This window comes from Sphingomonas sp. Ag1 (assembly GCF_000980895.1).
Lineage (GTDB): Bacteria > Pseudomonadota > Alphaproteobacteria > Sphingomonadales > Sphingomonadaceae > Sphingomonas > Sphingomonas panaciterrae.
The window spans coordinates 163,850-187,500 of the sequence record NZ_LAZX01000092.1 but is presented as its reverse complement, the minus strand read 5'-3'; the positions used below and the strand labels follow the sequence as shown (position 1 = coordinate 187,500).

General features: G+C 67.1%; 24 protein-coding genes (1 of these 24 cut by a window edge). 8 read left to right on the top strand and 16 right to left on the bottom strand.

Annotated elements, in window-relative coordinates:
- Positions 1 to 242, top strand: partial view of a lipopolysaccharide biosynthesis protein gene (locus XM50_RS11650; protein ID WP_046409602.1) — the final stretch only. 1,225 nt of this gene lie to the left of the window's left edge; only the last 242 of its 1,467 coding nucleotides appear in the window; its start codon lies off the left edge, out of view; it ends in the stop codon at positions 240 to 242.
- Between the two features lie 7 nt (positions 243 to 249).
- On the opposite strand, the gene XM50_RS11645 is transcribed toward XM50_RS11650, so the two are convergent.
- Positions 250 to 678: a CBS domain-containing protein gene (locus tag XM50_RS11645; RefSeq protein WP_046409600.1), complete on the bottom strand. Its 429-nt coding sequence runs from the start codon at positions 676 to 678 to the stop codon at positions 250 to 252.
- A gap of 102 nt (positions 679 to 780) precedes the next feature.
- Between XM50_RS11645 and XM50_RS11640 the strand changes: the two genes are divergently transcribed.
- The gene (locus XM50_RS11640) at positions 781 to 1,086 is read left to right on the top strand and encodes a hypothetical protein (RefSeq protein ID WP_231621953.1); all 306 of its coding nucleotides are present in this window, start codon (positions 781 to 783) and stop codon (positions 1,084 to 1,086) included.
- A gap of 133 nt (positions 1,087 to 1,219) precedes the next feature.
- On the opposite strand, the gene XM50_RS11635 is transcribed toward XM50_RS11640, so the two are convergent.
- The 4 genes from XM50_RS11635 to hisS all read right to left on the bottom strand — a co-directional run bounded on the left by XM50_RS11635 (position 1,220) and on the right by hisS (position 5,499).
- A complete protein-coding gene (locus tag XM50_RS11635) occupies positions 1,220 to 2,113 on the bottom strand; it encodes a DUF4167 domain-containing protein (protein WP_046409597.1) in 894 nt (297 codons plus the stop codon).
- Positions 2,114 to 2,370: 257 nt separating this feature from the next.
- A complete protein-coding gene (prmC, locus tag XM50_RS11630) occupies positions 2,371 to 3,186 on the bottom strand; it encodes a peptide chain release factor N(5)-glutamine methyltransferase (RefSeq protein WP_046409595.1) in 816 nt (271 codons plus the stop codon).
- Positions 3,179 to 4,252, bottom strand: coding sequence for a peptide chain release factor 1 (prfA, locus tag XM50_RS11625; protein ID WP_046409593.1), 1,074 nt, complete (start codon positions 4,250 to 4,252; stop codon positions 3,179 to 3,181). Before prfA ends, prmC begins: the two co-directional genes overlap by 8 nt.
- Positions 4,249 to 5,499 carry a histidine--tRNA ligase gene (gene hisS, locus XM50_RS11620; protein ID WP_046409590.1) on the bottom strand — a complete coding sequence of 417 codons (1,251 nt, stop codon included), beginning with the start codon at positions 5,497 to 5,499 and terminating at the stop codon, positions 4,249 to 4,251. The genes prfA and hisS overlap by 4 nt, the downstream gene beginning before the upstream one ends.
- 48 nt (positions 5,500 to 5,547) lie before the next feature.
- On the opposite strand from hisS, the gene XM50_RS11615 reads away from it, so the two are divergent.
- Genes XM50_RS11615 through ppa form a run of 3 tightly spaced genes read left to right on the top strand, consistent with a single transcriptional unit; the run spans position 5,548 to position 8,765 of the window.
- Complete coding sequence (locus tag XM50_RS11615) at positions 5,548 to 6,192, top strand: DUF1345 domain-containing protein (RefSeq protein ID WP_046409589.1); 645 nt, start codon at positions 5,548 to 5,550, stop codon at positions 6,190 to 6,192.
- A 33-nt stretch (positions 6,193 to 6,225) separates the two neighbouring features.
- Positions 6,226 to 8,142, top strand: coding sequence for a M61 family metallopeptidase (locus XM50_RS11610; RefSeq protein ID WP_046409587.1), 1,917 nt, complete (start codon positions 6,226 to 6,228; stop codon positions 8,140 to 8,142).
- 47 nt (positions 8,143 to 8,189) lie between these two features.
- Complete coding sequence (gene ppa / locus XM50_RS11605) at positions 8,190 to 8,765, top strand: inorganic diphosphatase (RefSeq protein WP_046409585.1); 576 nt, start codon at positions 8,190 to 8,192, stop codon at positions 8,763 to 8,765.
- Between the two features lie 64 nt (positions 8,766 to 8,829).
- On the opposite strand, the gene XM50_RS11600 is transcribed toward ppa, so the two are convergent.
- Both XM50_RS11600 and XM50_RS11595 read right to left on the bottom strand, forming a co-directional pair.
- Positions 8,830 to 9,315: a GNAT family N-acetyltransferase gene (locus XM50_RS11600; RefSeq protein WP_046409583.1), complete on the bottom strand. Its 486-nt coding sequence runs from the start codon at positions 9,313 to 9,315 to the stop codon at positions 8,830 to 8,832.
- Complete coding sequence (locus XM50_RS11595; RefSeq protein ID WP_046409581.1) at positions 9,312 to 10,220, bottom strand: DMT family transporter; 909 nt, start codon at positions 10,218 to 10,220, stop codon at positions 9,312 to 9,314. The genes XM50_RS11600 and XM50_RS11595 overlap by 4 nt, the downstream gene beginning before the upstream one ends.
- A 228-nt stretch (positions 10,221 to 10,448) precedes the next feature.
- On the opposite strand from XM50_RS11595, the gene XM50_RS11590 reads away from it, so the two are divergent.
- Positions 10,449 to 10,949, top strand: coding sequence for a MucR family transcriptional regulator (locus XM50_RS11590; RefSeq protein WP_046409579.1), 501 nt, complete (start codon positions 10,449 to 10,451; stop codon positions 10,947 to 10,949).
- A 6-nt stretch (positions 10,950 to 10,955) separates the two neighbouring features.
- Positions 10,956 to 11,795, top strand: a complete 840-nt coding sequence (locus XM50_RS11585) for an oxygenase MpaB family protein (RefSeq protein ID WP_082103008.1) — start codon at positions 10,956 to 10,958, stop codon at positions 11,793 to 11,795.
- A gap of 32 nt (positions 11,796 to 11,827) precedes the next feature.
- Here the strand turns inward: XM50_RS11585 and XM50_RS11580 are convergent, their stop codons facing one another.
- The gene (locus XM50_RS11580; RefSeq protein WP_046409577.1) at positions 11,828 to 13,096 is read right to left on the bottom strand and encodes a dicarboxylate/amino acid:cation symporter; all 1,269 of its coding nucleotides are present in this window, start codon (positions 13,094 to 13,096) and stop codon (positions 11,828 to 11,830) included.
- Between the two features lie 164 nt (positions 13,097 to 13,260).
- Here XM50_RS11580 and glmM point away from each other — a divergent pair, with 164 nt between their 5' ends.
- Positions 13,261 to 14,601, top strand: a complete 1,341-nt coding sequence (gene glmM, locus XM50_RS11575) for a phosphoglucosamine mutase (protein WP_046409575.1) — start codon at positions 13,261 to 13,263, stop codon at positions 14,599 to 14,601.
- A gap of 74 nt (positions 14,602 to 14,675) precedes the next feature.
- Here glmM and nadA read toward each other — a convergent pair whose 3' ends face one another.
- The 8 genes from nadA to XM50_RS11535 form a co-directional block, all read right to left on the bottom strand.
- On the bottom strand, positions 14,676 to 15,674 hold the full coding sequence (gene nadA / locus XM50_RS11570; RefSeq protein WP_046409678.1) for a quinolinate synthase NadA: 999 nt from the start codon (positions 15,672 to 15,674) through the stop codon (positions 14,676 to 14,678).
- A 71-nt stretch (positions 15,675 to 15,745) separates the two neighbouring features.
- Positions 15,746 to 16,453 (bottom strand): DUF4230 domain-containing protein, encoded by a 708-nt coding sequence (locus XM50_RS11565; RefSeq protein ID WP_052742554.1) that lies wholly within the window; start codon positions 16,451 to 16,453, stop codon positions 15,746 to 15,748.
- Positions 16,443 to 17,306: an MBL fold metallo-hydrolase gene (locus XM50_RS11560; protein ID WP_046409574.1), complete on the bottom strand. Its 864-nt coding sequence runs from the start codon at positions 17,304 to 17,306 to the stop codon at positions 16,443 to 16,445. Before XM50_RS11560 ends, XM50_RS11565 begins: the two co-directional genes overlap by 11 nt.
- Before the next feature lie 60 nt (positions 17,307 to 17,366).
- Positions 17,367 to 18,986 (bottom strand): M56 family metallopeptidase, encoded by a 1,620-nt coding sequence (locus XM50_RS11555; RefSeq protein ID WP_082103006.1) that lies wholly within the window; start codon positions 18,984 to 18,986, stop codon positions 17,367 to 17,369.
- A complete protein-coding gene (locus XM50_RS11550; protein WP_046409571.1) occupies positions 18,983 to 19,351 on the bottom strand; it encodes a BlaI/MecI/CopY family transcriptional regulator in 369 nt (122 codons plus the stop codon). Before XM50_RS11550 ends, XM50_RS11555 begins: the two co-directional genes overlap by 4 nt.
- A gap of 80 nt (positions 19,352 to 19,431) precedes the next feature.
- Positions 19,432 to 21,747, bottom strand: coding sequence for an FtsK/SpoIIIE family DNA translocase (locus tag XM50_RS11545; protein WP_046409570.1), 2,316 nt, complete (start codon positions 21,745 to 21,747; stop codon positions 19,432 to 19,434).
- A gap of 152 nt (positions 21,748 to 21,899) precedes the next feature.
- Positions 21,900 to 22,343 carry a VOC family protein gene (locus XM50_RS11540; RefSeq protein ID WP_046409569.1) on the bottom strand — a complete coding sequence of 148 codons (444 nt, stop codon included), beginning with the start codon at positions 22,341 to 22,343 and terminating at the stop codon, positions 21,900 to 21,902.
- Complete coding sequence (locus XM50_RS11535) at positions 22,343 to 23,647, bottom strand: UDP-glucose dehydrogenase family protein (RefSeq protein WP_046409567.1); 1,305 nt, start codon at positions 23,645 to 23,647, stop codon at positions 22,343 to 22,345. The genes XM50_RS11540 and XM50_RS11535 overlap by 1 nt, the downstream gene beginning before the upstream one ends.
- Positions 23,648 to 23,651 lie beyond the last annotated feature (4 nt).

Sequence of the window (23,651 nt, the reverse complement as noted above, 5' to 3'; positions counted from 1 at the left end):
TGGCCCTCCCGGTGATCGGCGCGCGGGTGCGCGACATGGCGCAGGCGATCGCGCCGACGCTGGTGTCCGCCGGGGTGATGGCCGGCATTGTCGTGCTGGTCGATCGCGCGGTAGACTGGCCGCCGGTCCTGCGGCTGCTGATGCTGGTGAGCGTCGGCGCCGCGACCTATGGCGCGATGCTGCTGGTGGTGGCACGCCCGCTGGTGCGCGAGACAGTCGCGCTGGTGCGCAACCGGGTGTGACGCGCAGCTAGGCCTGCTGGATATAGTCGCGCATCGCCGCGGCATCCGCCTCCACACGATCGATGCGGTATTTGACGAGATCACCGATCGAGACGATGCCGACCATCCGCCCCTGCTCGATCACCGGCAGGTGGCGGATCCGGCGCCGCGTCATCAATGACAGCGCCCCCATCACCGCATCCTGCGGCGAGACGGTGACGGCGGGTGCGGTCATCACCTCGCGCACGGGGCGATCCAGCACGCTCGTGTCGCCTTCCTTCAGGCAATAGATGACATCGCGTTCCGAAAATACGCCGGCGACCTCTCCGCGATCGAGCACGGGCACCGCGCCGATCCGTCGGTCGGCCAGCAGCGCCACTGCGTCGCGAACCGAATCGCCAGCCGTTACCGTCACGATGTCGTGACCCTTGCCGCTCAGGATTGCCGCGATCGTCAACGCCTCTCTCCTTATCGTCAGAGGGCCCGTGCGACGGCTCAGGAGCCGATCGCGGGCGCCTTCATGCTGGAAGACTGCGCCATTTCACGGCAAATGGAAAGCATGAGCCGCCTTGATGACCCTGAATACGCCCGTTTCGCCTGGGCACGATTTCGCCGCCTGTTGAGCTGGAGCGGCGTCATCGGCGTGATCGCATCGGTCCTGGCGATCTGGCTGGTCGGACGCGCCTATGGCGAGCTTAATTGGATTGCGGCGCTTGCCACCGTAGGCGGTGTGACGGGATCGGTGCTGATGGCGGGCGCGCTGATGGGTCTCACCTTCCTGTCGTCGGGAACCGGCCATGACGAGGCGGTCGACACGCGCGATTTCGAGGAACGCGACAATGCAGGGAATGTGGGCCGCCCCTGACGTGCCCGGCGTTTCCCGCGAATCCGATCATCAACAACCCGGCCCTAAATGACAGGTCAGAAATGACGAAGGGCCAGTGACGCGCCTTGCGTCACCGGCCCCTGGTTGATCAGCAATCGCCAATCGGTTGGCGTCAGGCGTCGACTTCCGCCGGTGCCACGATCGTCCGACGGCGCCGCGGCTTGGGCGCCGCATCCCCCGCCGAATCCTCAGCGCCGATTGCCGGCGGCAGCGCGCTGGCATCGAAGCCAAGCTGATCGCCGTCCTCGGCCACCACCTTGCGCGGGCGACCGCGACGCTTGGGCGCCAGCGTCGCATCGGCCGATCCCTCGCCCGCTACCGAAGACTGGCTCACCGGCGGCTGGCTCGTCGGCGCTTCGGCGTCGCTGGTCAGTGCACGATCCGGCGCGCCGGCATCATTGCCCGAAGAAGCGACGTCGCCGCCAAATTCCTCGCGCGGCTGGCCGTCGCGCTGCCCATTATACCGCGGGCGGCGTTCGCGCTGGCGATCACCATCCGATCGGCGATTGTCGGAGCGCTGCACCGCACCCTGCTCACCATCGGCGCGCTGTTCGTCGTCGCGGTGCATGCGGGCACGATCGTCATCGCGCTGGCCGCGGGGACGATCATCACGCTGGCGCGCACTGCGGTCACCGCGGTCGTCCTGACCGCCACGACCCTGCTCATCCGCCCGGATCGCCTCGCCCTCGTCGCCATATTCCTCGTCGCCGTCGAAGTCGTTCTGCGGGCGGCGTTCGCGGTTATTATCCTCGTACCGGCCGCGCTGGTCGGCGAGCACGCGGAAATAATGGTCAGCGAACTGGAGGTAATATTCGGTGTTTACCCGATCGCCCTGGCGCTGCGCGTCCGACGCCATGTTCTTGTACTTTTCGTACAACTGGCTGGCGTTGCCGCGCGCGCGACTGTCAATCCGATTGCCGTTATCGCGCGAACCCTGGTTCCCGCCACCTTGCGGGCGCTGTCCACCGCGGCCGCGACGACGGCCGTTCTGACGATTGTTGATCAAAATACTGTCCTCGTCCTCAAACCAAAAACGGCCTTGCTCCCGGGATATTCGGTGCAACATTCCCCGGCCCGGGCGGAAGCGGCGGGTAACGCCGCACCTTCAAGGCCTGCCATGGCCGCCGGACTGCAGCGGCTGATGACGAAGGGTGGGCGATCCGCCCAATTCAACAGACAATGTTGATTTGCGTGCCCCTGCGCTCGCCATAGCTGCTGAGCGGGCTATCTCAAAGAGAAATATTGTGAACCGGCCGTGTCGTTTCAAGGCGTGATAACAAGGCAACGGTCACGTCCCGCCAAGTCCTGCCGAAATGTGACGTGAAGTCCCTCCGCCGTGAACAACGCACCGGCGGAGTGACGCTGATCCGCGCCGATCTCCACACAGGCGACGCCGCCCGGCGCGATCTGACGCCGGAGCAACGGCGCGATCCGCGCATAATCCGTGAGCCCGTCGGCGCCCGCATAGAGCGCGGAGGCGGGTTCGTGCCCGGCAACCTCGACCGGGAGGGCGGCATCACGCGCGATATAAGGCGGGTTGCACAGAACCAGGTCGAATTGCTGGCCGGTACCGTGCCAGTCGCCGGCCAGGATCGTGGCGCGGCCGGGCGCAATCCGGGCTGCATTGGCCGCCGCAATGTCGAGCGCGGCCGGCGACGCATCGATGCCGACCCCGGTCGCAGCCGGCCACTGGTCCAGCGCGGCGAGCAGCAACGCGCCGGAGCCTGTCCCCAGGTCGAGGATCGTGCCGGGTCCCGATGTGCCGGCGAAAAAGTCCACCGCGGCCTCGATCAGCGTCTCGCTGTCAGGACGGGGGATGAGGACGCCGGGAGCGACGGCGAGGTCGATCGTCCAGAAGGCACGCGTGCCGGTGATATAGGCGATGGGCTCATGCGCGGCGCGGCGCTCCACCAGATCGGCGAAACCGGGGGGGACCGGCTGATCGCCGAGGGTCAGCAACAGGCGTTCGCGGGTGATACCAAGCGCGTGGGCGAGCAGCAGCTCGGCATCGAGCCGCGGCGTTTCGGAGAAGCCGAAGCGCGCCGCCGCGGCATTGAGCGCGGCGCGCGCCTCAGCCATCGAGCGTGGCCAGCCGCTCCGCCTCATCCTCCGCGATCAAGGCGCCGATCAGCTCGTCCATGTCGCCGGCGAGGATTTCGGGCAGGCGATGCAGCGTCAGGTTGATGCGGTGATCGGTCACGCGCCCTTGCGGGAAATTGTAGGTGCGGATCCGCTCCGACCGGTCGCCGCTGCCGACCATCGACTTGCGCGCGCCGGCGCGCTCCGCGTGAAGCCGCTCACGCTCCATCTCGTAGAGGCGCGTGCGCAGCACCTTCAGCGCCTTGGCCTTGTTCTTGTGCTGCGACTTCTCGTCCTGCTGAATCACTGTCAAGCCCGTGGGGATGTGGACGATGCGCACCGCGGAATCGGTCGTGTTGACCGACTGGCCGCCAGGGCCGGACGAGCGATAGATGTCGATGCGCAGATCCTTGTCGTCGATCTGCACGTCGACGTCCTCCGCCTCCGGCAGCACCGCGACCGTGGCCGCCGAGGTATGGATCCGCCCGCCGCTTTCGGTGACGGGCACGCGCTGCACGCGGTGGACGCCGCTTTCGAACTTGAGCTTCGCGAACACGCCGGTGCCGGTGACGGAGGCGACCACTTCCTTGTAGCCGCCGGCATCGCTTTCCGAGGCGGAGATCAGCTCGACGCGCCAGCCCTGGCTCTCGGCATAACGCTGGTACATGCGGAACAGGTCGCCGGCGAACAGCGCAGCTTCGTCGCCGCCGGTGCCGGCGCGCACTTCGAGCATGGCCGAGCGTTCGTCCGCCGCGTCGCGCGGCAGCAGCGCCAGCGCGAGCTTTCGATCGGCCGCCTCGAGCGCGACCTTGTTCTCGCGCAGTTCGTCCTCGGCCATGGCGCGAAGCTCTGCGTCACCGTCGCCGGTCATGTGCGCGAGGCTTTCGGCCTCCTGCCGCAGCCGACGTACTTCGGCCGCCGCCTGCGCGACGGGCTCCAGCTCGGCATATTCCTTCGACACCGCGACGAAGCGGTCGCCCGGCAAATCGCCAGTCGACATCAGCGCGGCGAGTTCGTCACGCCGCGCCTCGATCTGGCGGATGCGATCCAGCGAGATGGCGGTCATTTATGCGCCGCGATCACCGGGTCGACGATGGCGCGCACCTGGTCGATCGCGTCCTGCCCGGCGCCATAGCCGCGCTGGGACACCTGAAGCGCGCCGTCACGCAGCGACAGGCTCATCGTCTGCGAGGGCTTGCGCTTGAGCGCCTTGTCGAACCGCTTGCGCGGGCTGCCCTCGATCGTCGCTTCCGCCGCGACACCGCCGCGGCGCAGCGCGGCGACCGCCGCTGTCGCCAGAAGCTCAAGGCCCGTGCTTTCCGCAATCACGTTGACCGGACCGGCGAATTCCGGCTCCTCCAGCAGCATCGCCAGCCGCTCGACGCCAGCTGCCCAGCCGACACCAGCGGTCGGCTGGCCACCCAGGCTTTCGACGAGGCCGTCATAGCGCCCGCCGGCCAGCACCGTGCCCTGCGCGCCGAGGCGATCGGTGACGAACTCGAACGCGGTGTGGCGGTAATAGTCGAGGCCGCGGACGAGCCGGTCGTTGCGGGTCCACTTCACGCCCGCCGCATCGAGGCCGGCGGTCACCGCATCGAAGAAGGCGCGCGCCTCCTCGGTCAGGAAATCATCGATCCCGAGCGCGGCATCGGCGATCGGGCGATCGCGTGGATCCTTCGAATCGAGGATGCGCATCGGATTCTTGTCGAGCCGGGTCAGGCTGTCCTCAGACAGGTCGCCGCGATGCGCCTCGAAATGCGCCACCAACGCCGCGCGCCAGGCGTCGCGCGTTTCGGCGTCGCCCAGCGTGTTGAGCTGAAGCGTCACGCCATCGGCGATGCCGAGTTCGTGCAGCAGCTGATCGGCAAGCGTCAGCAATTCGACGTCCGCCGCGGGTTCAGGCGCGCCGAGGATCTCGGCATCGATCTGGTGGAACTGGCGATAGCGTCCCTTCTGCGGGCGCTCGTAGCGAAACACTGCGCCAGAGGTCGCGACCTTCAGGGGCGCAAACTGCTGCCAGCCCTCGGTCAGATAAGCGCGCGCGATGCCGGCGGTGAATTCCGGCCGCAGCGTCAACGAATCGCCGCCGCGATCGGGGAAGGTGTACATTTCCTTCGACACGACATCGGTCGTCTCGCCGATCGAGCGGGCGAACACCTCGGTCGCCTCGAACATCGGGATCTCGACACGCTGGAAGCAATAGAGCTTGCGCACGCGATCGAAGGTGTCGAGCACCTGCGCGAAGCGGCGCTGGTCGCTGCCGAAAATGTCCTGCGTGCCGCGCACGCGATTGGGAGTCTGGATACGGGCCATCACGGCCGCATCTAGGCGCGCGTTGCGCGGCGCGCTAGCACCTGACGCATGACAAGGGCACGCAGCGAGTGGCGGGTCGGCAACAGGATCGCTCCGGCGCGCTTCCTGGCCTTCGTCGGCCTGCTGATCATCGCCTGCGGCATTGCGGTGATTGTCGGCACCACGCCCGGGCGCGCGCTGATGATCGGTTTCGACACGGCGAGCGTGGTCTTCCTCGTCTCGCTATGGCCGCTGCTCGACGACAAGACCGCGGACATGCGGCGGACGGCCGAGCGCAACGACGCCAACCGATCCGCCCTGCTTGTCCTGACGGCATTGGTGATGGCCGTAATCCTGGTGACGGTGGCCAGTGAACTGAGCGCCGAGCGCGTCGACAAGGACCGGGTGCTGATCATCATCACGCTGGCGGCGGCATGGCTGTTCTCGAATATCGCTTACGCCCTGCACTATGCCCATCTCTTCTACACTCAGGATGGGGGAAAGGACGCCAGGGGGCTGGATTTCCCGACCGGCGACGCACCGGATTATTGGGACTTCATCTATTTCGCCTTCACGCTGGGCATGACGTTCCAGACCGCCGACGTGGCGATCCAGTCGCGCGCGATGCGCCGGGTGGTGATCGGCCACGGGCTGGCGGCGTTCATCTTCAACCTGGGCGTCGTCGCCTTCACGATCAACATGCTGGGCAATTGAGCTTCGCGGCGTTGGCCGCTAGCGGGGTCAGCCATGTTCCGTATCGTCATTGCGGGCGCGCTGCTCGCGTCCACTGCCGCCGTTGTCGCTCAGGTTCCCGCCGGCAACTCGACTCCCCAGCCCGCCGCCATCGTCGACACGATCCCGGCGCCGGTCGACCAGCCCTATCCCGGCACGATCGCGCTGAAGGTCGATGCGACCGACATCGGCCGCCGGATCTTTCGCGTCACGCAGACGATCCCGGTGGCAAAGGCCGGGCCGACGGTGCTGCTGTACCCGGCATGGCTGCCCGGCAAGCACGGGCCGCGCGGCGAGATCGAGAAGCTGGCAGGGCTGGTGTTCAAGGCCGATGGCAAGGTCATTCCGTGGACGCGCGACACGGTCGATGTCTTCGCCTTCCACCTCGACGTGCCGCAGGGCACCAAGACGATCGAGGCGAGCTTCCAGTTCATTTCCGCCACCAAGCCCGATCAGGGCCGCGTGGTGATGACGCCGGACATGCTGAGCCTTCAGCCCAATTCGGTGAGCCTCTATCCGGCCGGCTATTTCACCCGGCAGATCCCGATCCAGATGACGGTCACCTATCCGGAAGGCTGGACCGCGGCCGGCGCGGTGCCGGCAAAGGTGAACGGTTCGACCTATGTCTACCAGACGACCGACTATGACACGCTGGTCGATTCGCCGATCCTTGCGGGGCGCTATGGCAAGACATGGCCGCTCAGCAACCGGGTGAAGCTGGCGGTTTATGCCGACACGCCGGGCGAGCTTGCCGCCACGCCGGCGCAGATCGACGCGCACAAGCGACTGGTCGATCAGGCGGTGAAAACATTCGGCGCGCAGCATTACGACAATTACACATTCCTGCTGTCGATCACCGACAACCTCGGCAGCATCGGGCTGGAACATCACCGGTCGAGCGAGAATGGCGTGACGCCGGGCTATTTCACCAAGTGGAATGACGGGCCCGGCCGGCGCAACCTGTTGCCGCACGAGTTCACCCACAGCTGGAACGGCAAGTTCCGGCGCGGCGCGGATTCGTGGACGCCCGATTTCCGGATGCCGACGCGCAATTCGCTGTTGTGGGTGTACGAAGGGCAGACGCAATTCTGGGGCTATGTCCTCCAGGCGCGTTCGGGTCTCGTCTCGAAGCAGGATACGCTGGACCAGTTGGCGGCGATTGCGGCGCTGTATGACAGCCAGCCTGCGCGGCAGTGGCGCCCCCTGATCGACACCACCAACGATCCGGTGATCTCCGCCCGTCGGCCCAAGGGCTGGTCGAGCTGGCAGCGCAGCGAGGATTATTACAACGAGGGCCTGCTGGTCTGGCTCGAGGTCGATTCGATGCTGCGCCAGTTGTCGGGCGGCAAGAAATCGATCGACGATTTCGCCAAGGCGTTTTTCGGCGTGCGGGACGGCGACTGGGGCGTGCTGACCTATACGTTCGACGATGTCGTCGCGACGCTGGACAAGATCCAGCCGCACGACTGGCGCGGGCTGCTGACGCAGCGGCTGACTGAAAATGCCAAGGGCGCGCCCCTGTCCGGGTTCGAGCGCAACGGTTACCGGCTGGTCTATGCGGCCGAGCCGACGGCGTCGTTCCGTGCCAACGAAAAGACCCGCAAGCACACCGACCTGACCTATTCCGGCGGGTTCGTGGTCGGCCAGGGCGGCGACGTCACCGGCGTCACCTGGGGATCGCCTGCATTCGACGCCGGGCTGACGATCGGCACCACGATCGTGTCGGTCAACGGCCAGAGCTATTCCGACGACCGGCTGAAGGCAGCGATCACCGCGGCCAAGGACAACCAGCAGCCGGTACAATTGTGGGTCAAGAACGGCGATACCTACCGTCAGGTGGCGCTCGACTGGCGCGGCGGGCTGCGCTACCCGCGGCTGGAAAAGACCGGTGCGGGAGAGACCGGTCTCGATCGGCTGCTCGCACCGCGCTGACCCGCGGGGCGGCAACCAGACACATTCAAGGACAAGGGACTTACAGCATGCGCATCGACATGGTGCCGACGGGCGACAACCCGCCGCACAGCCTGAACGTCATCATCGAAGTGCCGACCGGTGGCGAGCCGGTGAAATATGAGTTCGACAAGGCCAGCGGCGCGCTGTTCGTCGATCGCATCCTGCACACGCCGATGCGCTATCCGGCGAATTACGGCTTCGTGCCGCACACGCTGTCGCCCGACGGCGATCCGCTCGACGCGCTGGTGGTGTCGCGCTCGCCGTTCATCCCGGGCTGCGTCGTGCGCGCACGGCCGATCGCAGTGCTGAACCTCGAGGACGAGGCCGGCGGCGACGAGAAGCTGGTGTGCGTGCCGGTGGATCAGACCTTCCCTTATTATTCCAAGGTCGGCGAGAAGGACGATCTGCCCGAGATCGTGTTCGAGCAGATCGAGCATTTCTTCACCCACTATAAGGACCTGGAGAAGAAGAAGTGGGTCCGCATCGGCAAGTGGGGCGGCGCCGAGGAAGCGCGGCAGATTACCGTCGAGGCGATCGAGCGCTACAACGAGGCCAAGAAGCAGGGCGAAGAGCCGCACGACCACGACGTTCCGGGTCGCTGATCACCCTCAGCCGGTAGAGTGATGACGGGCGCCACCCCTGGACGGGCGGCGCCCATTGTCATGTTCAGGCGGCCTGACCCGCCAGGCGGCGCAGCGCCTCCCCCGTGACGCGCTGCGTGGTCCATTCGTCCTGCGGCAGGGCGCCTTTCGCGCGGTAGAAGTCGAGCGCGGGGGTGTTCCAGTCGAGCACCGTCCATTCCAGCCGCGGGCAGCCGCGATCGAGCGCGATCTGCGCCAGCGCCTGAAGCAATGCACCGCCTGCCCCCGATCCACGCGCCTCCGGCGTGACGTAGAGATCCTCCAGCCACAGGCCGCGACGCCCGGTCCATGTCGAAAAGGTGTGGAAGAACAGCGCGAAACCGATGCTGAGGCCGCCCTGCGCCGCGAGCAGCACCTCGGCCGCTGGCGAGGGGCCGAACAACGCCTCCTGGAACATCGCCTCGGTCGCCTCGACCGCGTCGGGTTCGCGTTCATAGGCGGCAAGCTCGCGCACGAAACGCAGGATGGTGGGAATGTCGGCGGGAACGGCCGGCCGGATGGTGATGGTCATGCCGCCTGATCGATCGTTTGCGCGGCAATGTCACGCCTGCGCGCGGCGATCACGCAGGCGACGACGATCACCGCCGCGCCGAAGAGGGTATAAGGCGACACCCGCTCCCCAAAGACCAGGAAGCCCAGCACCGCGGCATAAACGAAGGACGTATATTCCGTCATCGCCAGATAGCCCGCCTCGCCATGCGCATAGGCCCAGGACAGGAGCATCATCGACGCAAAGGCAAGCAACGCCGCGCCGATGAGCGGCAGGAGCGTCGACGCGGGCGGCAGCACCGCGAGCCAGGGGGCGGCGCAGAGCAGGATGAGGAAGATGACCACCGATTGGACAAAGGCAGTCTCCGCCGGCCGTGCGGCAAGCGACTGCAGCCGCGTCAGGATCAGGTTCACGGCATAGAGGATCGCCGATGTCAGGACGGCCATCGCACCCTGGAACGCCTCCGGGCCCAAAGCCGTGCGTGCCTGACCGGCGAAGATGGTGGCAATACCAAGGCTGGCGGCGACGACGGCACCGATCGTCCGGATCGACACCCGTTCCCCCAGCCACCATGCCGCGAGGATCAGCGCCAGAATGGGCGCGATGTAGGAGAGCGCAATCGCCTGCGCCATCGGCACGCGCGCCAATCCCCAGAAGAACAGCAGCCCCATCGCGCAAGTGATCGTCCCGCGCGAAAGATGAAGCAGCATGGCCCGGCGACTTGGCCGCCGTACGCCGGCCACCCCCCAGGCGGCGACGCCCAGCGCAATATTACCAAGCGATCGCCACAGCATGGTGTTGTAGACGCCGATCGCCAGCACCAGCCCCTTCATTAGCGCGTCCATGACCGAGAACAGGGCAATGCCGAGAGCCGCGACCAGAAAGGCGACGGCTGGCGATACGGCAGAAGCAGGAATTCGCACCATTGCCGATCAATACGATCCAAGAGCGCAGTCGGCGAGGGGTAACAACCATTACTCGCAAAGGCTTAACTCAGGATGAATGTAGTTAACTGTGGTTTTCCCTAACAACAAAGCTGCGACTAAAAATTTAGAACGCGATACCACTTCAAGAAAAGCGGTATTTTCGACCCACGATTTTGTTGACCCGCACAGATGGCGCGCTTAGGCAACAAAAAAGTAAGGAGTGTAAAAATGACCGAAGATTCCGCCGACATCAACGCGGTTGAGCTCGCCACCGAGCTGACCATCGCTTGGCTGTCGAATCCCAATACGCGTGCATCCAGCGATGAGGTGCCGGGATTTCTGCACAAGATGCACGAAGCGGTGAATCAGCTGTCGACCAACACGCAGATCGCGACCGATGAGGAACCCGTCGGCGAATACACGCCGGCGGTTTCGGTGCGTAAGTCGCTTGCTTCCAAGGATCACATCATTTCGATGATCGACGGCAAGCCGTACAAGACGCTGCGTCGCCATCTTGCCGGTCACGGCCTCACGCCGGCGGAATACCGCCAGCGTTATGGCCTGAAGCCCGACTATCCGATGGTTGCCGAAAACTATTCGGAAGCGCGCCGCGCCATGGCCAAGAAGATCGGCCTCGGCCGCAAGCCGGGCATGACCCGTGGCGGCAACGAAGGCGGCACGGCAAAGCGCGGCCGCAAGGCAGCCGCGCCGGCGGCGAGCGAGGAGTAAGGGCGCATGGCCGGGGCAGCGCCGCTGCCCGGCATGCGTGATGCGATCGGCGGGCGCATTCGTGCGCTCGTCGGCTCCGGATCGATCGACCTGACCCGCCCGCCCGGCGATCCCGGGCTGTTCGGGCCGGGATCGATGGCGTGGCGCATCCACGGCGATTTTTCCGCCATGATGATCGGCGGCGTATCCGCGCTGCTGCTGCAGATGCTGCATCCGCTGGCGCTGGCCGGCGTCTGGGACCACAGCGACTTCCGTCGGGACCGGCTGGGCCGCCTGCGCCGCACCGCGCAATTCATCTCGCTGACCACCTTTGGCAGTAGCGCGGCGGCGACGCGCGCGATCGACCACGTTCGCGCGATCCATGATCGGGTGTCGGGTACGCTGCCGGACGGCACCCCCTATGACGCCAATGACCCGGAACTGCTCACCTGGGTCCATGTGGCGGAGGTCGACAGCTTCCTTCGCGCGTATCTACGCTATCGCGATCCCGCGCTAACCGGGACCGAGCAGGATCGCTACCTTGCCGAGACCGCCATCGTCGCCGAGCGGCTGGGCGCGCGCGACGTGCCGACATCGCGGCGGGCGGTGGAATCCTATTATCGCCGTTTGCGCCCGGCGTTACGCTGCGACGCGCGCAGCCGCGAGGTGGCGGATGCCTTGCTGGCGAGCGGCCCCGATGCGCTGACGACCAGTGCGCTGGCGATCGTCGCGCCGGCGGCGATCGAGCTACTGCCCCCCTGGGCGGCGGCGATGCACGGTCGCGCGCCCAGCGCGATCGGCCGCCCGGCCATCCGCTTCGGAGCGCGGGGCGTGAGCAATGTGGTGCGCTGGGCGCTGCGCCGCTGATCGCAGGCGCGCCGGTGCGAGCGACGGCTCGCTCAGTCGATCATGTGCTCGACAAGCGTGTCCGCCTCATCCCCCGGCATCTGCTCGCCGCGCGCCAGCGTCAGGGTGGTCGCCAGATCCCACATGACGTTGCCGAGCGTGCGCATGATATCCGGCAGTGTCTCCACCGCCACCAGCAGCCCCAGCGGGGCAGTGGGCGCACCGATCGCGGCGCAGACCGGCGCGACCGAGCTGACGTAACTGACTGTGCCCGGCAGGCTGACTGCGCCAAGCGACATCAGCGCCGCCACCAGCGTGCCGACCGCCAGCGTGCCGAGCGACAACGGTACGCCGAACCAATGCGCGATATAGATCGCTACCGCGAAGTTCATCGCGGGCCCGGTCGCCCGCAGCAGGGCAACGGCGAGCGGCAAGGTGACGCCTGCGGTCGTGACATGCGTCCCCAGCGACTGCGCACCGGCGAGCATGGCGGGCAAGGAGGCGAGCGACGACTGCGTCGATACGGCTACCGCTTGGCTCGGCAGCGCAGCGCGCGAGAAGCGCGCCAGCGACACGCGTCCACCGAACATCGCCATCGGATAGGCGCACAACGTTACCACCAGGCCGACCGCAACGACGATCAGGATATAATGGACCAACGCGTGGAAGGCGCCGCTGCCCGCGCGGGCGCCGACCACCAGCGCGAGCGCGAAGACGCCAAGCGGACCGACCCACAGCACCCAGCCGATGACCACCAGCATCGTGTCACGCACCGCGGTAAACACCCGCACCAGCAGTTCGCGCAGCTCGACGTCGATCCGCATCAGCGCGAACGCAAAGATCAGCGCGAAGATGATCATCGACAGGAAGTTGCTGTCAGCGGTGGTCTTGATGATGTTGTTGGGGATGATGCCCGACAGGAATTCCCCAAGTGGCGGCACCGGCGGATTAGGCCCGACCCCGGTGAGGGCAGCGCGCAGTGCGGCGGCGGATTCGGTGGGCAGCGGCACCAGTCCCAGGAACAGGGGCGTCAGAAAGGCGGCCGACAGCGCGGAGGCGACCATGACGGTGACGTACAGCGCGACCGCGCGCCCCGCGAGCCGCCCGGCCTGTGCCGCCTTGGCCGTCGCGGCGACGCCGGTGACCAGCAGCGAGAAGACCAGCGGGACGATGGTCATCTGCAGGGCGTTGAGCCACGCCTGGCCCACCGGCTGCGCGACCGAGATCACCGGATCCACCGATTCCGGAGCGTAAGCGGCCAGTACGATCCCGACGAGCAGCCCGGCGATCAGCGCCAGGAGAATGCGAGTAGATTGGGACATCACGCCTTTCGAACTGTTCGTCACCTTGGACTTGTCCCTCAGCCCACCACGCGGCAAGAGCCAAGAAAGTTATGGTTCTGCGGCACCAAGGTGGCGGGAGCAAGCCTGTCCTGACAACGCGCCGATCGACGCGCGGGGGGACGCCAAAAGGGTGGAGATCGCGTGTGGCACGCAAATATTTCGGCACGGACGGTATTCGTGGACTGACCAACCTGTCGCCGATGACGGCGCAAATGGCGATGAAGGTCGGCATGGCGGCCGGCGCCCACTTCCTGCGCGGCGATCATCGTCACCGCGTGGTGATCGGCAAGGACACGCGACTGTCGGGCTATATGCTCGAGAACGCGCTGGTCGCGGGCTTCACCTCCGTGGGCATGGATGTTGTGCTGCTCGGCCCGTTGCCGACCCCTGCCGTGGCGATGCTTACCCAGTCGATGCGCGCTGACCTGGGCGTGATGATCTCGGCCAGCCACAATCCCTTCGACGACAATGGCATCAAGCTGTTCGGCCCGGACGGCTACAAATTGTCAGACGAGGCCGAGATGGCGATCGAGGCGCTGATCGACGGCGACATCGCGCTGGCGCCCGCGGGCGATATCGGCCGCGCCCGCCGCGTCGAGGACGCGCGTGGCCGCTACATTCACTTCGCGAAATCGACCTTCCCGGCGGACCTGCGGCTCGACGGGCTGAAGGTGGTGATCGATTGCGCCAATGGCGCGGCCTATCAGGTCGCGCCATCCGCCTTGTGGGAGCTTGGCGCGGAAGTGGTGGCGATCGGCGTCGCGCCGAACGGCAAGAACATCAATCACCGCGTCGGCTCGACCGCGCCGCAGACGCTGTCCGAGACGGTCGTGGCAAGCGGCGCCGCCATTGGCATCGCGCTTGACGGTGATGCCGACCGGCTGATCGTAGTCGACGAACATGGCCGTGTCGTCGACGGCGACCAATTGATGGCGACGATCGCTACCAGCTTTGCCCGTCGTGGTGAGCTGGCCGGTGGCGGGCTGGTCGCGACCATCATGTCCAACCTGGGGTTGGAGCGGCATCTGGCGGCGCAGGGCCTTGGCCTCGTCCGCACGTCCGTTGGCGACCGGTATGTGCTGGAGGCGATGCGCGCGCGCGGTTTCAACGTCGGCGGCGAGCAGTCCGGGCACATCATCCTGTCGGATTATGGCACGACCGGCGACGGTCTGGTCGCCGCGCTGCAGATACTGGCCGAAGTGAAGCGCGCGGGCGCCCCGGCGAGCGAGGTGCTGCATCGGTTCGAGCCGCTGCCGCAGCTGCTGAAGAACGTGCGCTATGCCCGTGGCGGCAAGCCGCTGGAAGTCGACAGCGTCAAGCAGACGATCGCAGCGGCCGAGGCGGAACTGGCCGACAGCGGCCGGCTGGTGATCCGGCCATCGGGGACGGAGCCGGTAATCCGCGTCATGGCCGAAGGCGAGGATGCCGCGCAGGTGGAAGCGGTGGTCGATCGCGTGTGCGAGGCGGTTCGCGCCGCCGCGTAACACCCGATCGCGGAGAGCGGCGCGCTGGCGGCGCCGCTCGTCACTCTCCCCCTCCGCGGAGAGAGCGCCGGTGGTCAGTCGCCGGTCACCTTCGCCGGCCCCAGATCGCCCTGGCCGATGGTGCCGCTCGCCATGGCCAGCATCGCGTCCAGGCTCTTCTTCGCCTTGACGCGCAGGTCCTCGTCCATCTCGATCCGCGGCTCCAGATCGCGCAGCGCGACGTAGAGCTTCTCCATCGTGTTGAGCGCCATGTACGGGCAGATGTTACAGTTGCAGTTGCCGTCGGCGCCCGGCGCACCGATGAAGGTCTTGCCCGACAGCGCCTTTTCCATCTGGTGGATGATGTGCGGCTCGGTCGCGACGATCAGCGTGTCGCCCGGCATTGCCATGGCATATTCGAGGATGCCGCGGGTCGAGCCGACGTAATCGGCGTGGTCGAGAATGACGGCTGGGCACTCCGGGTGCGCCGCGATGGGCGCGCCGGGATGCTGCGCCTTCAGCTTCAGGAGCTCGGTCTCGCTGAACGCCTCGTGCACGATGCACACGCCGGGCCACAGGATGAGGTCACGCCCGGTCTTGCGCGCGAGATAGCCGCCGAGGTTCCGATCGGGACCGAAGATGATCTTCTGGTCCTTGGGGATCTGCGAGAGGATCTTTTCCGCCGAAGACGAGGTGACGATCACGTCGGACAGCGCCTTCACCGCGGCCGAGCAGTTGATGTAGGTGAGCGCGATCGCATCGGGGTGCTGCGCGCGGAACGCGGCGAATTGCTCGGGCGGGCAGCTGTCCTCGAGCGAGCAGCCGGCATCCATGTCGGGCAGGATCACGGTCTTCTGCGGCGAGAGGATTTTCGCCGTCTCGGCCATGAAACGCACACCGCAAAAGGCGATCACGTCTGCATCGGTCGCCTGCGCCTTGCGCGACAGATCGAGGCTGTCCCCGACAAAGTCGGCGATGTCCTGAATCTCGGGCTTTTGATAATAATGCGCGAGGATCACCGCATTGCGCTCCTTGCGGAGGCGTTCGATCTCGGCGCGGATGTCGACGCCCTTCAGGTTCTGCGGCTGTTCCATGCCGACGCAGATGGCCCGGCTGGCCAATTCGATCAAGATAGCATGGTGTTCGCCTGAAGGCCGGGCAGCGACTATTGCGCGTTCGCCAGCACTTCCTGAAGGCTGCGGCTCATGTCCCACTGCTCGCCATTCCTGGGCACGGGCTCCCCGGCGAAGCGCACGTTGACGCTTACCGGTAGGCCGGCGGCGGAAAGGGCGCCGCCGAACAGCCGGGATATAGCGGTGCGCGCATTCTCCTGCGCCTTGGCGATGTTCTCCGGATCGTTCGCCCGGTCCGCGACCGCTGTCGCCGCCGTGGCTGCGACCTTGCGCTGCAGGTCTGCCATCGCTTCGCGCGACACATAGACCCCGCTGGTCTGATCCAGCGTCACGCGCGCATGGTCGATGTTCGGCTTGCCGGCGCTGACGTCCGGCACCTCGACGGTCAGCGTCCCGCTGCGTTCGTCATAGCGAAAGTCACGCGGCGCGAGGCGGCGCAGATTGACGAAATAATCGACCTCGAACGGCGCTTTCACCACGCGTGTCGAGCTGAGCCAGCCCCACAGTCGGCTGGTCGCCCCGGTTGCCTGAACCGTGCCGGTGAGGCGACTGACGCGCAGGTCCGCACTGGTATGAAGGGTCGCCGCGACAACCCGCGCGACCGCCAGGCCGCTGTCATCGGTCGCGACGACGTGGCGATCGTCCCACCAGCGGTAGCTGGCAATCGTCGCGACGACGATCGCGAAGGCGATGGCAAGCCCCACCGCGGCGATCGCAATCGATCGCCCGTCAGGCCGCATCCACACTTTCCCAGCGGCCGCCGTGGCTGCGCACCAGCGCGCGCCGCTCCAGATCGATGAGGTGCGCGAGGACCGAGCGTTCGGCCGCCGGATAGAGCCGGGGGTCGACGCCGACGTACATCTTTTCCACCATCGCCGGGATATCGACGGTGCCGGCGCGCAGCAGGCGCAGGATCTGCCCTTCGCGCTGTTTGCGGTGCCCCAGCAGGCCGCGCACCAGGCGTTGCGGCCGCTCGATCGCCTCACCATGGCCGGGGTAATAGATGCGGTCGTCGCGGCCGATCAGCTTCTCGAGGCTGGCCATATATTGCGTCATGTCGCCATCGGGGGGCGAGACGACGCTGGTCGCCCAGCCCATCACATGATCGCCGGAAAACAGCGCCTTTGTCTCGCGAAGGGCAAAGGCAAGGTGGTTGGACGTGTGGCCCGGCGTCGCGATCGCTTCCAGCGTCCAGCCATCGCCGGCGACCGTATCGCCCTCCGCCAGCACGCGATCCGGCGCGTAATCATGGTCGAACGAGGCGTCGGAGCGGGGTCCGTCATCCTCCAGCGCGAAGGGCGCAGCGCCGACGACCGGCGCGTCCAGTTCGGCGGCGAGCCGGGGGGCGCCGGGGCTGTGATCCCGATGGTGGTGGGTGATGACGATCGCACGCACCGGGCGACCCGCCACCACCGCGAGCAGCGCGGCGTGATGCGCCTCATCGGCAGGGCCGGGATCGATGATCGCGAGATCGGTCGTCCCGACGACGTGCGTCTGGGTACCCGTGTAGGTGTAGGCCGAGGCGTTCGGCGCGAGCACGCGCGTGACGAGCGGCTCTAGCACGATCGGAATACCGGTTGGCGGTGCCTCCATGAGACCGCAGATGGCCGGTTCGTCAGGTGAAGGCAAGGGCGGCGCGATCAGCGCTGCGGATCAATGATGCGCCGCGTCATCCATCCGGGATGTTTCGCGATCGAGCGCGTGAAGGGCGTGGTCGCGCTCCGCGAGTGTCAGATGACCGTTGGCACGGACGGCCGCGCGCGCGGCATGCATGGCCTCGCGGGCGCTTGCCATGGCCGCTTTCCGGGCAATTTCGGCCTCTTGCAAGGCGGCCTCGGCCCGATGCTGCGCCTCGGCCCGCGCCCGGGCGCTACGCCGTTCGATCCGGTCGGTGCAGATGGTCACGCGCGGACGACCGGCCTCGGTATCATGGACGACGGTCGGCTCGATCACGTCACCGGCGCAGGCGGCTGAGCGGACAGTCGGAACGGTGACGGAGACGTGGCCGTCCCTGGTCCAACGCGGAACGGCAGGCGGGTCCGGGGGGATCGGCGCTGCGGCCGGCGCCGGCGGAGCGGGGGGCGTGGCGGCGGCGGCCAGCGGGCTTTCGTCCGACGACGGCTCCGGCGCGAGCGGGGGCTCCGGAGGCTCGGGCACCGGGTTGGCGGCGATCCAGGCCTCTGCAGCCTCTCCCTCCAGCACGCGGCGCTCGCCGTCACGCTCGACCACGACGCGCACGTCGTGCGCCGTCGGTGCGGGCGCCGGCGCAATGGCCGGCAGCGCGGCCTCGGCCGCGGTTTCGACGCTGGCGCGCACCCGTTCCGCCGCGCGCGTCCCTGAGGCAGTGAGGCCGAGCGCGCCGGCACCGGTGGCGAATACCGCGGCGAGACCGACGAGCGTGCGCGTGCGCGAGATGCGCATCGTGCCCAGCATCCGCAGACGGCCCTTGAGATCGTCAGCGGTGTGGAGGTGGCAGGCCGCCGCGATTGCGCCGCCATGCGCCGCCTTCACGATCGCACAGGCATAGGCATGGCGCGCGTCGCTGCCGAGCCGCGCCAGCACGCGCGCGTCATTGGCCATCTCCTGATCGGCGCGAAACGCGCGGAAGGCGTACCAGGCAAGCGGGTTGAACCAGTGCAGCGCCAGCACGGCCAGCGCGAGCCAATTGGCGACAAGGTCACCGCGGGCATGGTGACCCAGCTCATGCGCCAGCGCGAGGCGGCGTTCGTCGGCATCGTAGCGGGCGGTGAAATCGCGCGGGAAGGCAACGAAGCGGCGCAGCACGCCGAACGCCAGCGGGCCGGTCGCCGCCGCGCTTTCGACGATCGTCACGCCATCGATCCGGTCAACCGTGCTCGCCCGCGCCAGCAGACGCCGGCGGAAGCGGTGATAGGCAAGCAGGTGCCAGCCGATGAACGCCGCCGCGCCCAGCCCCCACAGCACGGCAAGGGAAGAACCGAGCGTAAGGAACGAGGGCGCGGCAGCGTCGCCGGCGGCAGGGACGATCAACACCGTCACCTGCTGGCCGACCTCGCCAAGCGGAGCGGCTAACGTCGTTGAAATGGGGGCGGCCACCTGTTCGCGAACGCTTTCCGGCAAGGGCGGCAACACCAGGCGCAGCAGCGGGAGCGACCAGAGCGCATAGGCGACCGGCGCGCCGAAGCTGCGGCGCACGGGTCCGCGCACGAGCAGCACCAAGGCGATGAGAAGCGCGGAGGCGGCGAGCGCCTCGACCATCCACGAGACGCCTGCCGAGCCTCCGAGCGCGCTCATTGTTTCAGCGCCTTGAGGAGGGTTTCGATTTCCGCGATATCCTGCGCGGAAAGCTCATCGCGTTCCGCGAGATGCGCGACCAGCGGGGTCAGCTTGCCGCCGAACAGCCGGTCGATCAGCCGGCGCGATTCGCCCGCGACATAATCGCCGCGCTGGACCGCCGGGCGATAGAGATAGCGCCGGCCATCCTCCTCATGGGTGATGGCGTTCTTCGCGAGGAGCCGGCCGAGCAAGGTCTTGACGGTATTGGCGCTCCAGCCGCGGTCGGGGTCGACCCGCTCCGCCACGTCCTGCGCGGTGAGCGGACTTTCGTCCCACAACACCTCCATCACCGCATGTTCGGCATCGCTGATCCGTTCGGCCACGACTCGACTCTCCTGCAACTACATCTGTGGTCGCACCGTTTACGGCCGTAGTCAATAAGGGCGAATCCGTCCGGTGCGGCTCAGACCGGATGCCCCTCCGTATCGCGCAGCACCTCGCGCCGGCCGACGTGATCGGGGCGGCTGACGATGCCGTCCTTCTCCATCCGTTCTATCAGGCGCGCGGCCGAATTGTAGCCGATGCGCAGCTGACGCTGCAGCCACGACGTCGACGCCTTCTGGCTTTCGCAGACCAGCTGGATCGCGGCGCGATATTGCTGGTCCTCAGCCGAATCCTCGCCGGTGGGTGCGCCTTCGATCTCGAAGCTCTGTTCCGGCTCCTCGGTGACGGAAGAGATATAGTCAGGCGTCCCCTGCGAGCGCCAGTGATCGGTGACGCGCTGCACTTCCTCGTCGCTGACGAAGGGGCCGTGGACGCGCACGATGCCCTTGCCGCCGGGCATGTAGAGCATGTCCCCCTTGCCCAGCAGCTGCTCGGCGCCCTGTTCGCCCAGGATGGTACGCGAATCGATCTTCGAGGTGACGTGGAAGCTGATGCGGGTCGGCAAATTCGCCTTGATGACGCCGGTGATGACGTCGACCGAGGGGCGCTGCGTCGCCATGATGAGGTGGATGCCGGCGGCGCGCGCCTTTTGCGCGAGGCGCTGGATGAGGAATTCGACTTCCTTGCCCGCGGTCATCATCAGGTCGGCGAGCTCGTCGACGATCACGACGATCTGCGGCAACACCTGATAATCGAGCTGTTCCTCCTCATAGACCGGGCGGCCATTCTCGTCCCAGCCCGACTGGACCTTGCGGCCGAGCGGCGCGCCCTTCGCCTTGGCCGCGCGCACCTTTTCGTTGAAGCCGCCGAGGCTGCGCACGCCGAGCGAGGACATCTGGCGATAGCGATCCTCCATCTGCTCCACCGCCCATTTCAGCGCGCGGACCGCCTTGGCCGGATCAGTGACGACGGGGGAGAGAAGATGCGGAATGTCGTCATACATCGACAGTTCGAGCATCTTGGGATCGATCATGATCATGCGGCACTGATCGGGGGTAAGCCGATAGAGCAGCGACAGGATCATCGCGTTGAGCCCGACCGACTTGCCCGAACCGGTGGTGCCGGCGACCAGCAGGTGGGGCATCGGCGCGAGATCGGCGATCACCGGATCGCCGGCGATGTTCTTGCCCAGGATCACCGGGAGCTGGGCGTTCTGATCCTCGAACGCCTGGCTGCCGATCAGTTCGTGGAGCGACACCGTCTCCCGCTTCGGATTGGGCAGTTCGATGCCGATCACCGTGCGGCCGGGGATCGTCGCCACGCGCGCCGAAATGGCGCTCATGTTGCGGGCGATATCGTCGGCCAGGCTGATGACGCGGGTCGCCTTGATGCCCGGCGCGGGCTCCAGTTCGTACATCGTCACGACGGGACCGGGGCGCACCTCGACAATCGCGCCCTTCACGTTGAAATCGTCGAGCACGGTTTCGAGCAGGCGCGCGTTGCGTTCCAGTGCGGTCTTGTCGATCTGCGGGTTCTGCGACGGGGGCGCGGGCGTCAGCATCTCGAGCGTGGGAAGCTCGTAATCGTCGCGCAGCGCGAGCTTCGTCTGGCGCGGTTCCTTGCTTCCGGTGCCGGTGGCTGGCGGCGCCGGGCGGTCGTTGATGACCGGGGCCGGGCGGGAATCGGGCAGGGCGGTCGCGCGCGGCTCAATCCCGCGGCGGGGCAGTTCCTCCGCGTCGTCGTCCAGCCCCTCGTCGTCGATCGGACCACCATCGGCGGAGCGCCGGGCGATGCGCAGCCGGGGGCGGGGCATCCAGCCGCGCGGCAGGTCCACCTCAAGGCTGCGCCCCCAGACGATCGCACCGGACAGGCCGCTCACCACGCCCAGCGCGATGATGCTCCACCAGGTGACCTGAGGGTTGTTGGCAAAGGCGAGCGCCCAGCGTGCCGCGGCCACGCCGCCCAGGCCGATGGCGCCGCCCCAGCCGAAGGGCAGCGCCAGCACCGCATCATCCGAAACACACGCCAACGCGATCGCCATCAGCGCGACACCGATCAGCGCCTGACGCAGCATCCGCTTCCACGCGCCGGCGGGCCGGTCACGCCACAGGCGCATGGCGACGATCGCCGGTATCGGGAGCAGAAGCGCCACGGCGGGGCCGAAGAGGGTGAGCGCAAGGTCAGCGAACCAGGCACCCGGCACGCCGATCAGATTGCCCGTGACGTCCGCCGACGCGGTATTGAGCGACCCGTCGCCCGGACGATAGCTGGCCAGAGCGAGCGCCATCAGCGCGGTGGCGATGAACAGCACGATCGCGGTCGCCAGCGCGCCGCTGCGAACCGCCCCCGCCTTCACCGTTTCGCGCCACAAGGACGTTTGCGCCTTGCTCGCCATGCCTCTACGCCCCCAACAATGTCGTGAAATAATCGGCGACGATCATCTGCCTGGCGGACTCGCTCGTCAAGCCGGGGGCGCCGGGCGGAGGGCGGTTCCCGCCCGGGTGTGATGGCGCGGGCACGCTATCGCCGACGCTTGCGGGCGTGGGGTCAGCCTCCAGCCCGCTTCGGGCGATCCGCATCGTTCTTCCACAGGCCGGGCGTCGCCAGTTCGAGCACATGGCCGTCGGGATCGTTGAAATAGAGGCTGTGACCGCCAGCGGGCCAGCTCACCTCCTCCGTCACGGCAACGCCGCAGCCGGCGAGATGCGCGCGCCAGGCATCGAGATCCGAGGCCGCAATCGCAAAGGCCATGTGGAGCGGTCCGTGGCCATCATGCCCCGGGATGGTGCCCCCCGGGGTCGCGACATCCTCAGTCGACTGGCCGCGGGCGAACACCAGCAGGACACCGCCATGCCCGGCGTCGAAAGCGGTCAGACGGTCGCTCTCGATCATCGGAGCAAGGCCGAGCACATCGCGGAAGAACCCGACCGACCGCGCCATGTCATCGACATAAAGCGCGGTTTCGAGCAGCCCGGCGATGCGCGGGCGCATCACCGGCCGACACCCGTGTAATGGAAGCCGACGCGCTCCACGTCTTCGCGATCATAGATGTTGCGCAGATCGACCAGCACCGGCGCCGCCATGGTCGACTTCAGCCGCTGAAAGTCGAGCGCGCGGAACGCATCCCATTCGGTGACGATCACCACCACGTCCGCGCCCTCGGCCGCCTCATACGGCCCGCTGCAATAGGTCAGGGAAGCCGGCATCACCGATCGGGCCGCCTCCATCCCTTCGGGATCATAGGCCTTCACCGTCACGCCGGCATCAACCAGGCTCTGCACGATCGCGATCGACGGCGCATCGCGCATGTCGTCGGTGTTGGGCTTGAACGTGAGGCCCAGGATGGCAGCGGTCTTGCCACGCGGCTCCTCGCCGAGTTGCGCCAGCACCTTGCGGCCCATCGCCCGCTTGCGCGCGTCGTTCACCTTGACCACCGCCTCAACGACATGGACCGGCGCGTCATAATCCTCCGCCGTCTTCAGCAGCGCCAGCGTGTCCTTGGGGAAGCACGAGCCGCCATAGCCGGGGCCGGCATGGAGGAACTTGCGCCCGATGCGATTGTCGAGGCCGATGCCGCGCGCGACGTCCTTCACATCGGCGCCGACCGCTTCGCACAGGTTCGCCATTTCGTTGATGAAGGTGATCTTGGTCGCGAGGAAGGCGTTGGCGGCATATTTGGTCAGTTCGGACGTGCGACGGCCGGTGAACAGGATCGGGCTCTCGCCAAGATACAGCGGGCGGTAGATTTCGCTCATCACCTCCCGCGCGCGCGGGTCGTCAGTGCCGACGACGATGCGGTCAGGGCGCTTGAAATCGCCGATCGCGGCGCCTTCGCGCAGGAACTCGGGATTGGATACGACAGCAAAGTCGATGTCGGGCCGCGTCTCGCGCAGGATCTCCTCCACCCGGTCGCCCGTACCCACCGGCACGGTCGATTTGGTGACGACCACCAGCGGTCCGGTTGCCGCGCGCGCGATCTCCTCGGTCGCGGCATAGACGTAGGAGAGGTCGGCGTGGCCATCACCGCGGCGCGAGGGCGTGCCGACCGCGATGAACACCGCGTCCGCGCCAGCGACACCGGCGGCAAGATCGGTGGTGAAGGTCAGTCGGCCAGCGGCGACGTTGTTCGCCACCAGTTGGTCGAGACCTGGCTCGTAGATCGGCATCCGCCCAGCGTCGAGCGCCGCGATCTTGCTGTCGTCCTTGTCGACGCAGGTCACCTGATGGCCGAAATCGGCAAAACAGGCCCCCGAAACGAGTCCGACATAGCCCGAACCGATCATCGTGATACGCATGTAT

Bases quoted from the DNA above. Each gene is read 5' to 3' on its own strand.
- XM50_RS11640 (WP_231621953.1), top strand. From the start codon at position 781: ATGAGCCGCCTTGATGACCCTGAATACGCCCGTTTCGCCTGGGCACGA.
- prmC (WP_046409595.1), bottom strand. From the start codon at position 3,186: ATGGCTGAGGCGCGCGCCGCGCTCAATGCCGCGGCGGCGCGCTTCGGC.
- prfA (WP_046409593.1), bottom strand. From the start codon at position 4,252: ATGACCGCCATCTCGCTGGATCGCATCCGCCAGATCGAGGCGCGGCGT.
- hisS (WP_046409590.1), bottom strand. From the start codon at position 5,499: ATGGCCCGTATCCAGACTCCCAATCGCGTGCGCGGCACGCAGGACATT.
- XM50_RS11615 (WP_046409589.1), top strand. From the start codon at position 5,548: ATGACAAGGGCACGCAGCGAGTGGCGGGTCGGCAACAGGATCGCTCCG.
- XM50_RS11610 (WP_046409587.1), top strand. From the start codon at position 6,226: ATGTTCCGTATCGTCATTGCGGGCGCGCTGCTCGCGTCCACTGCCGCC.
- ppa (WP_046409585.1), top strand. From the start codon at position 8,190: ATGCGCATCGACATGGTGCCGACGGGCGACAACCCGCCGCACAGCCTG.
- XM50_RS11600 (WP_046409583.1), bottom strand. From the start codon at position 9,315: ATGACCATCACCATCCGGCCGGCCGTTCCCGCCGACATTCCCACCATC.
- XM50_RS11595 (WP_046409581.1), bottom strand. From the start codon at position 10,220: ATGGTGCGAATTCCTGCTTCTGCCGTATCGCCAGCCGTCGCCTTTCTG.
- XM50_RS11590 (WP_046409579.1), top strand. From the start codon at position 10,449: ATGACCGAAGATTCCGCCGACATCAACGCGGTTGAGCTCGCCACCGAG.
- XM50_RS11585 (WP_082103008.1), top strand. From the start codon at position 10,956: ATGGCCGGGGCAGCGCCGCTGCCCGGCATGCGTGATGCGATCGGCGGG.
- XM50_RS11580 (WP_046409577.1), bottom strand. From the start codon at position 13,096: ATGTCCCAATCTACTCGCATTCTCCTGGCGCTGATCGCCGGGCTGCTC.
- nadA (WP_046409678.1), bottom strand. From the start codon at position 15,674: ATGGAACAGCCGCAGAACCTGAAGGGCGTCGACATCCGCGCCGAGATC.
- XM50_RS11565 (WP_052742554.1), bottom strand. From the start codon at position 16,453: ATGCGGCCTGACGGGCGATCGATTGCGATCGCCGCGGTGGGGCTTGCC.
- XM50_RS11560 (WP_046409574.1), bottom strand. From the start codon at position 17,306: ATGGAGGCACCGCCAACCGGTATTCCGATCGTGCTAGAGCCGCTCGTC.
- XM50_RS11555 (WP_082103006.1), bottom strand. From the start codon at position 18,986: ATGAGCGCGCTCGGAGGCTCGGCAGGCGTCTCGTGGATGGTCGAGGCG.
- XM50_RS11545 (WP_046409570.1), bottom strand. From the start codon at position 21,747: ATGGCGAGCAAGGCGCAAACGTCCTTGTGGCGCGAAACGGTGAAGGCG.
- XM50_RS11540 (WP_046409569.1), bottom strand. From the start codon at position 22,343: ATGCGCCCGCGCATCGCCGGGCTGCTCGAAACCGCGCTTTATGTCGAT.
- XM50_RS11535 (WP_046409567.1), bottom strand. From the start codon at position 23,647: ATGCGTATCACGATGATCGGTTCGGGCTATGTCGGACTCGTTTCGGGG.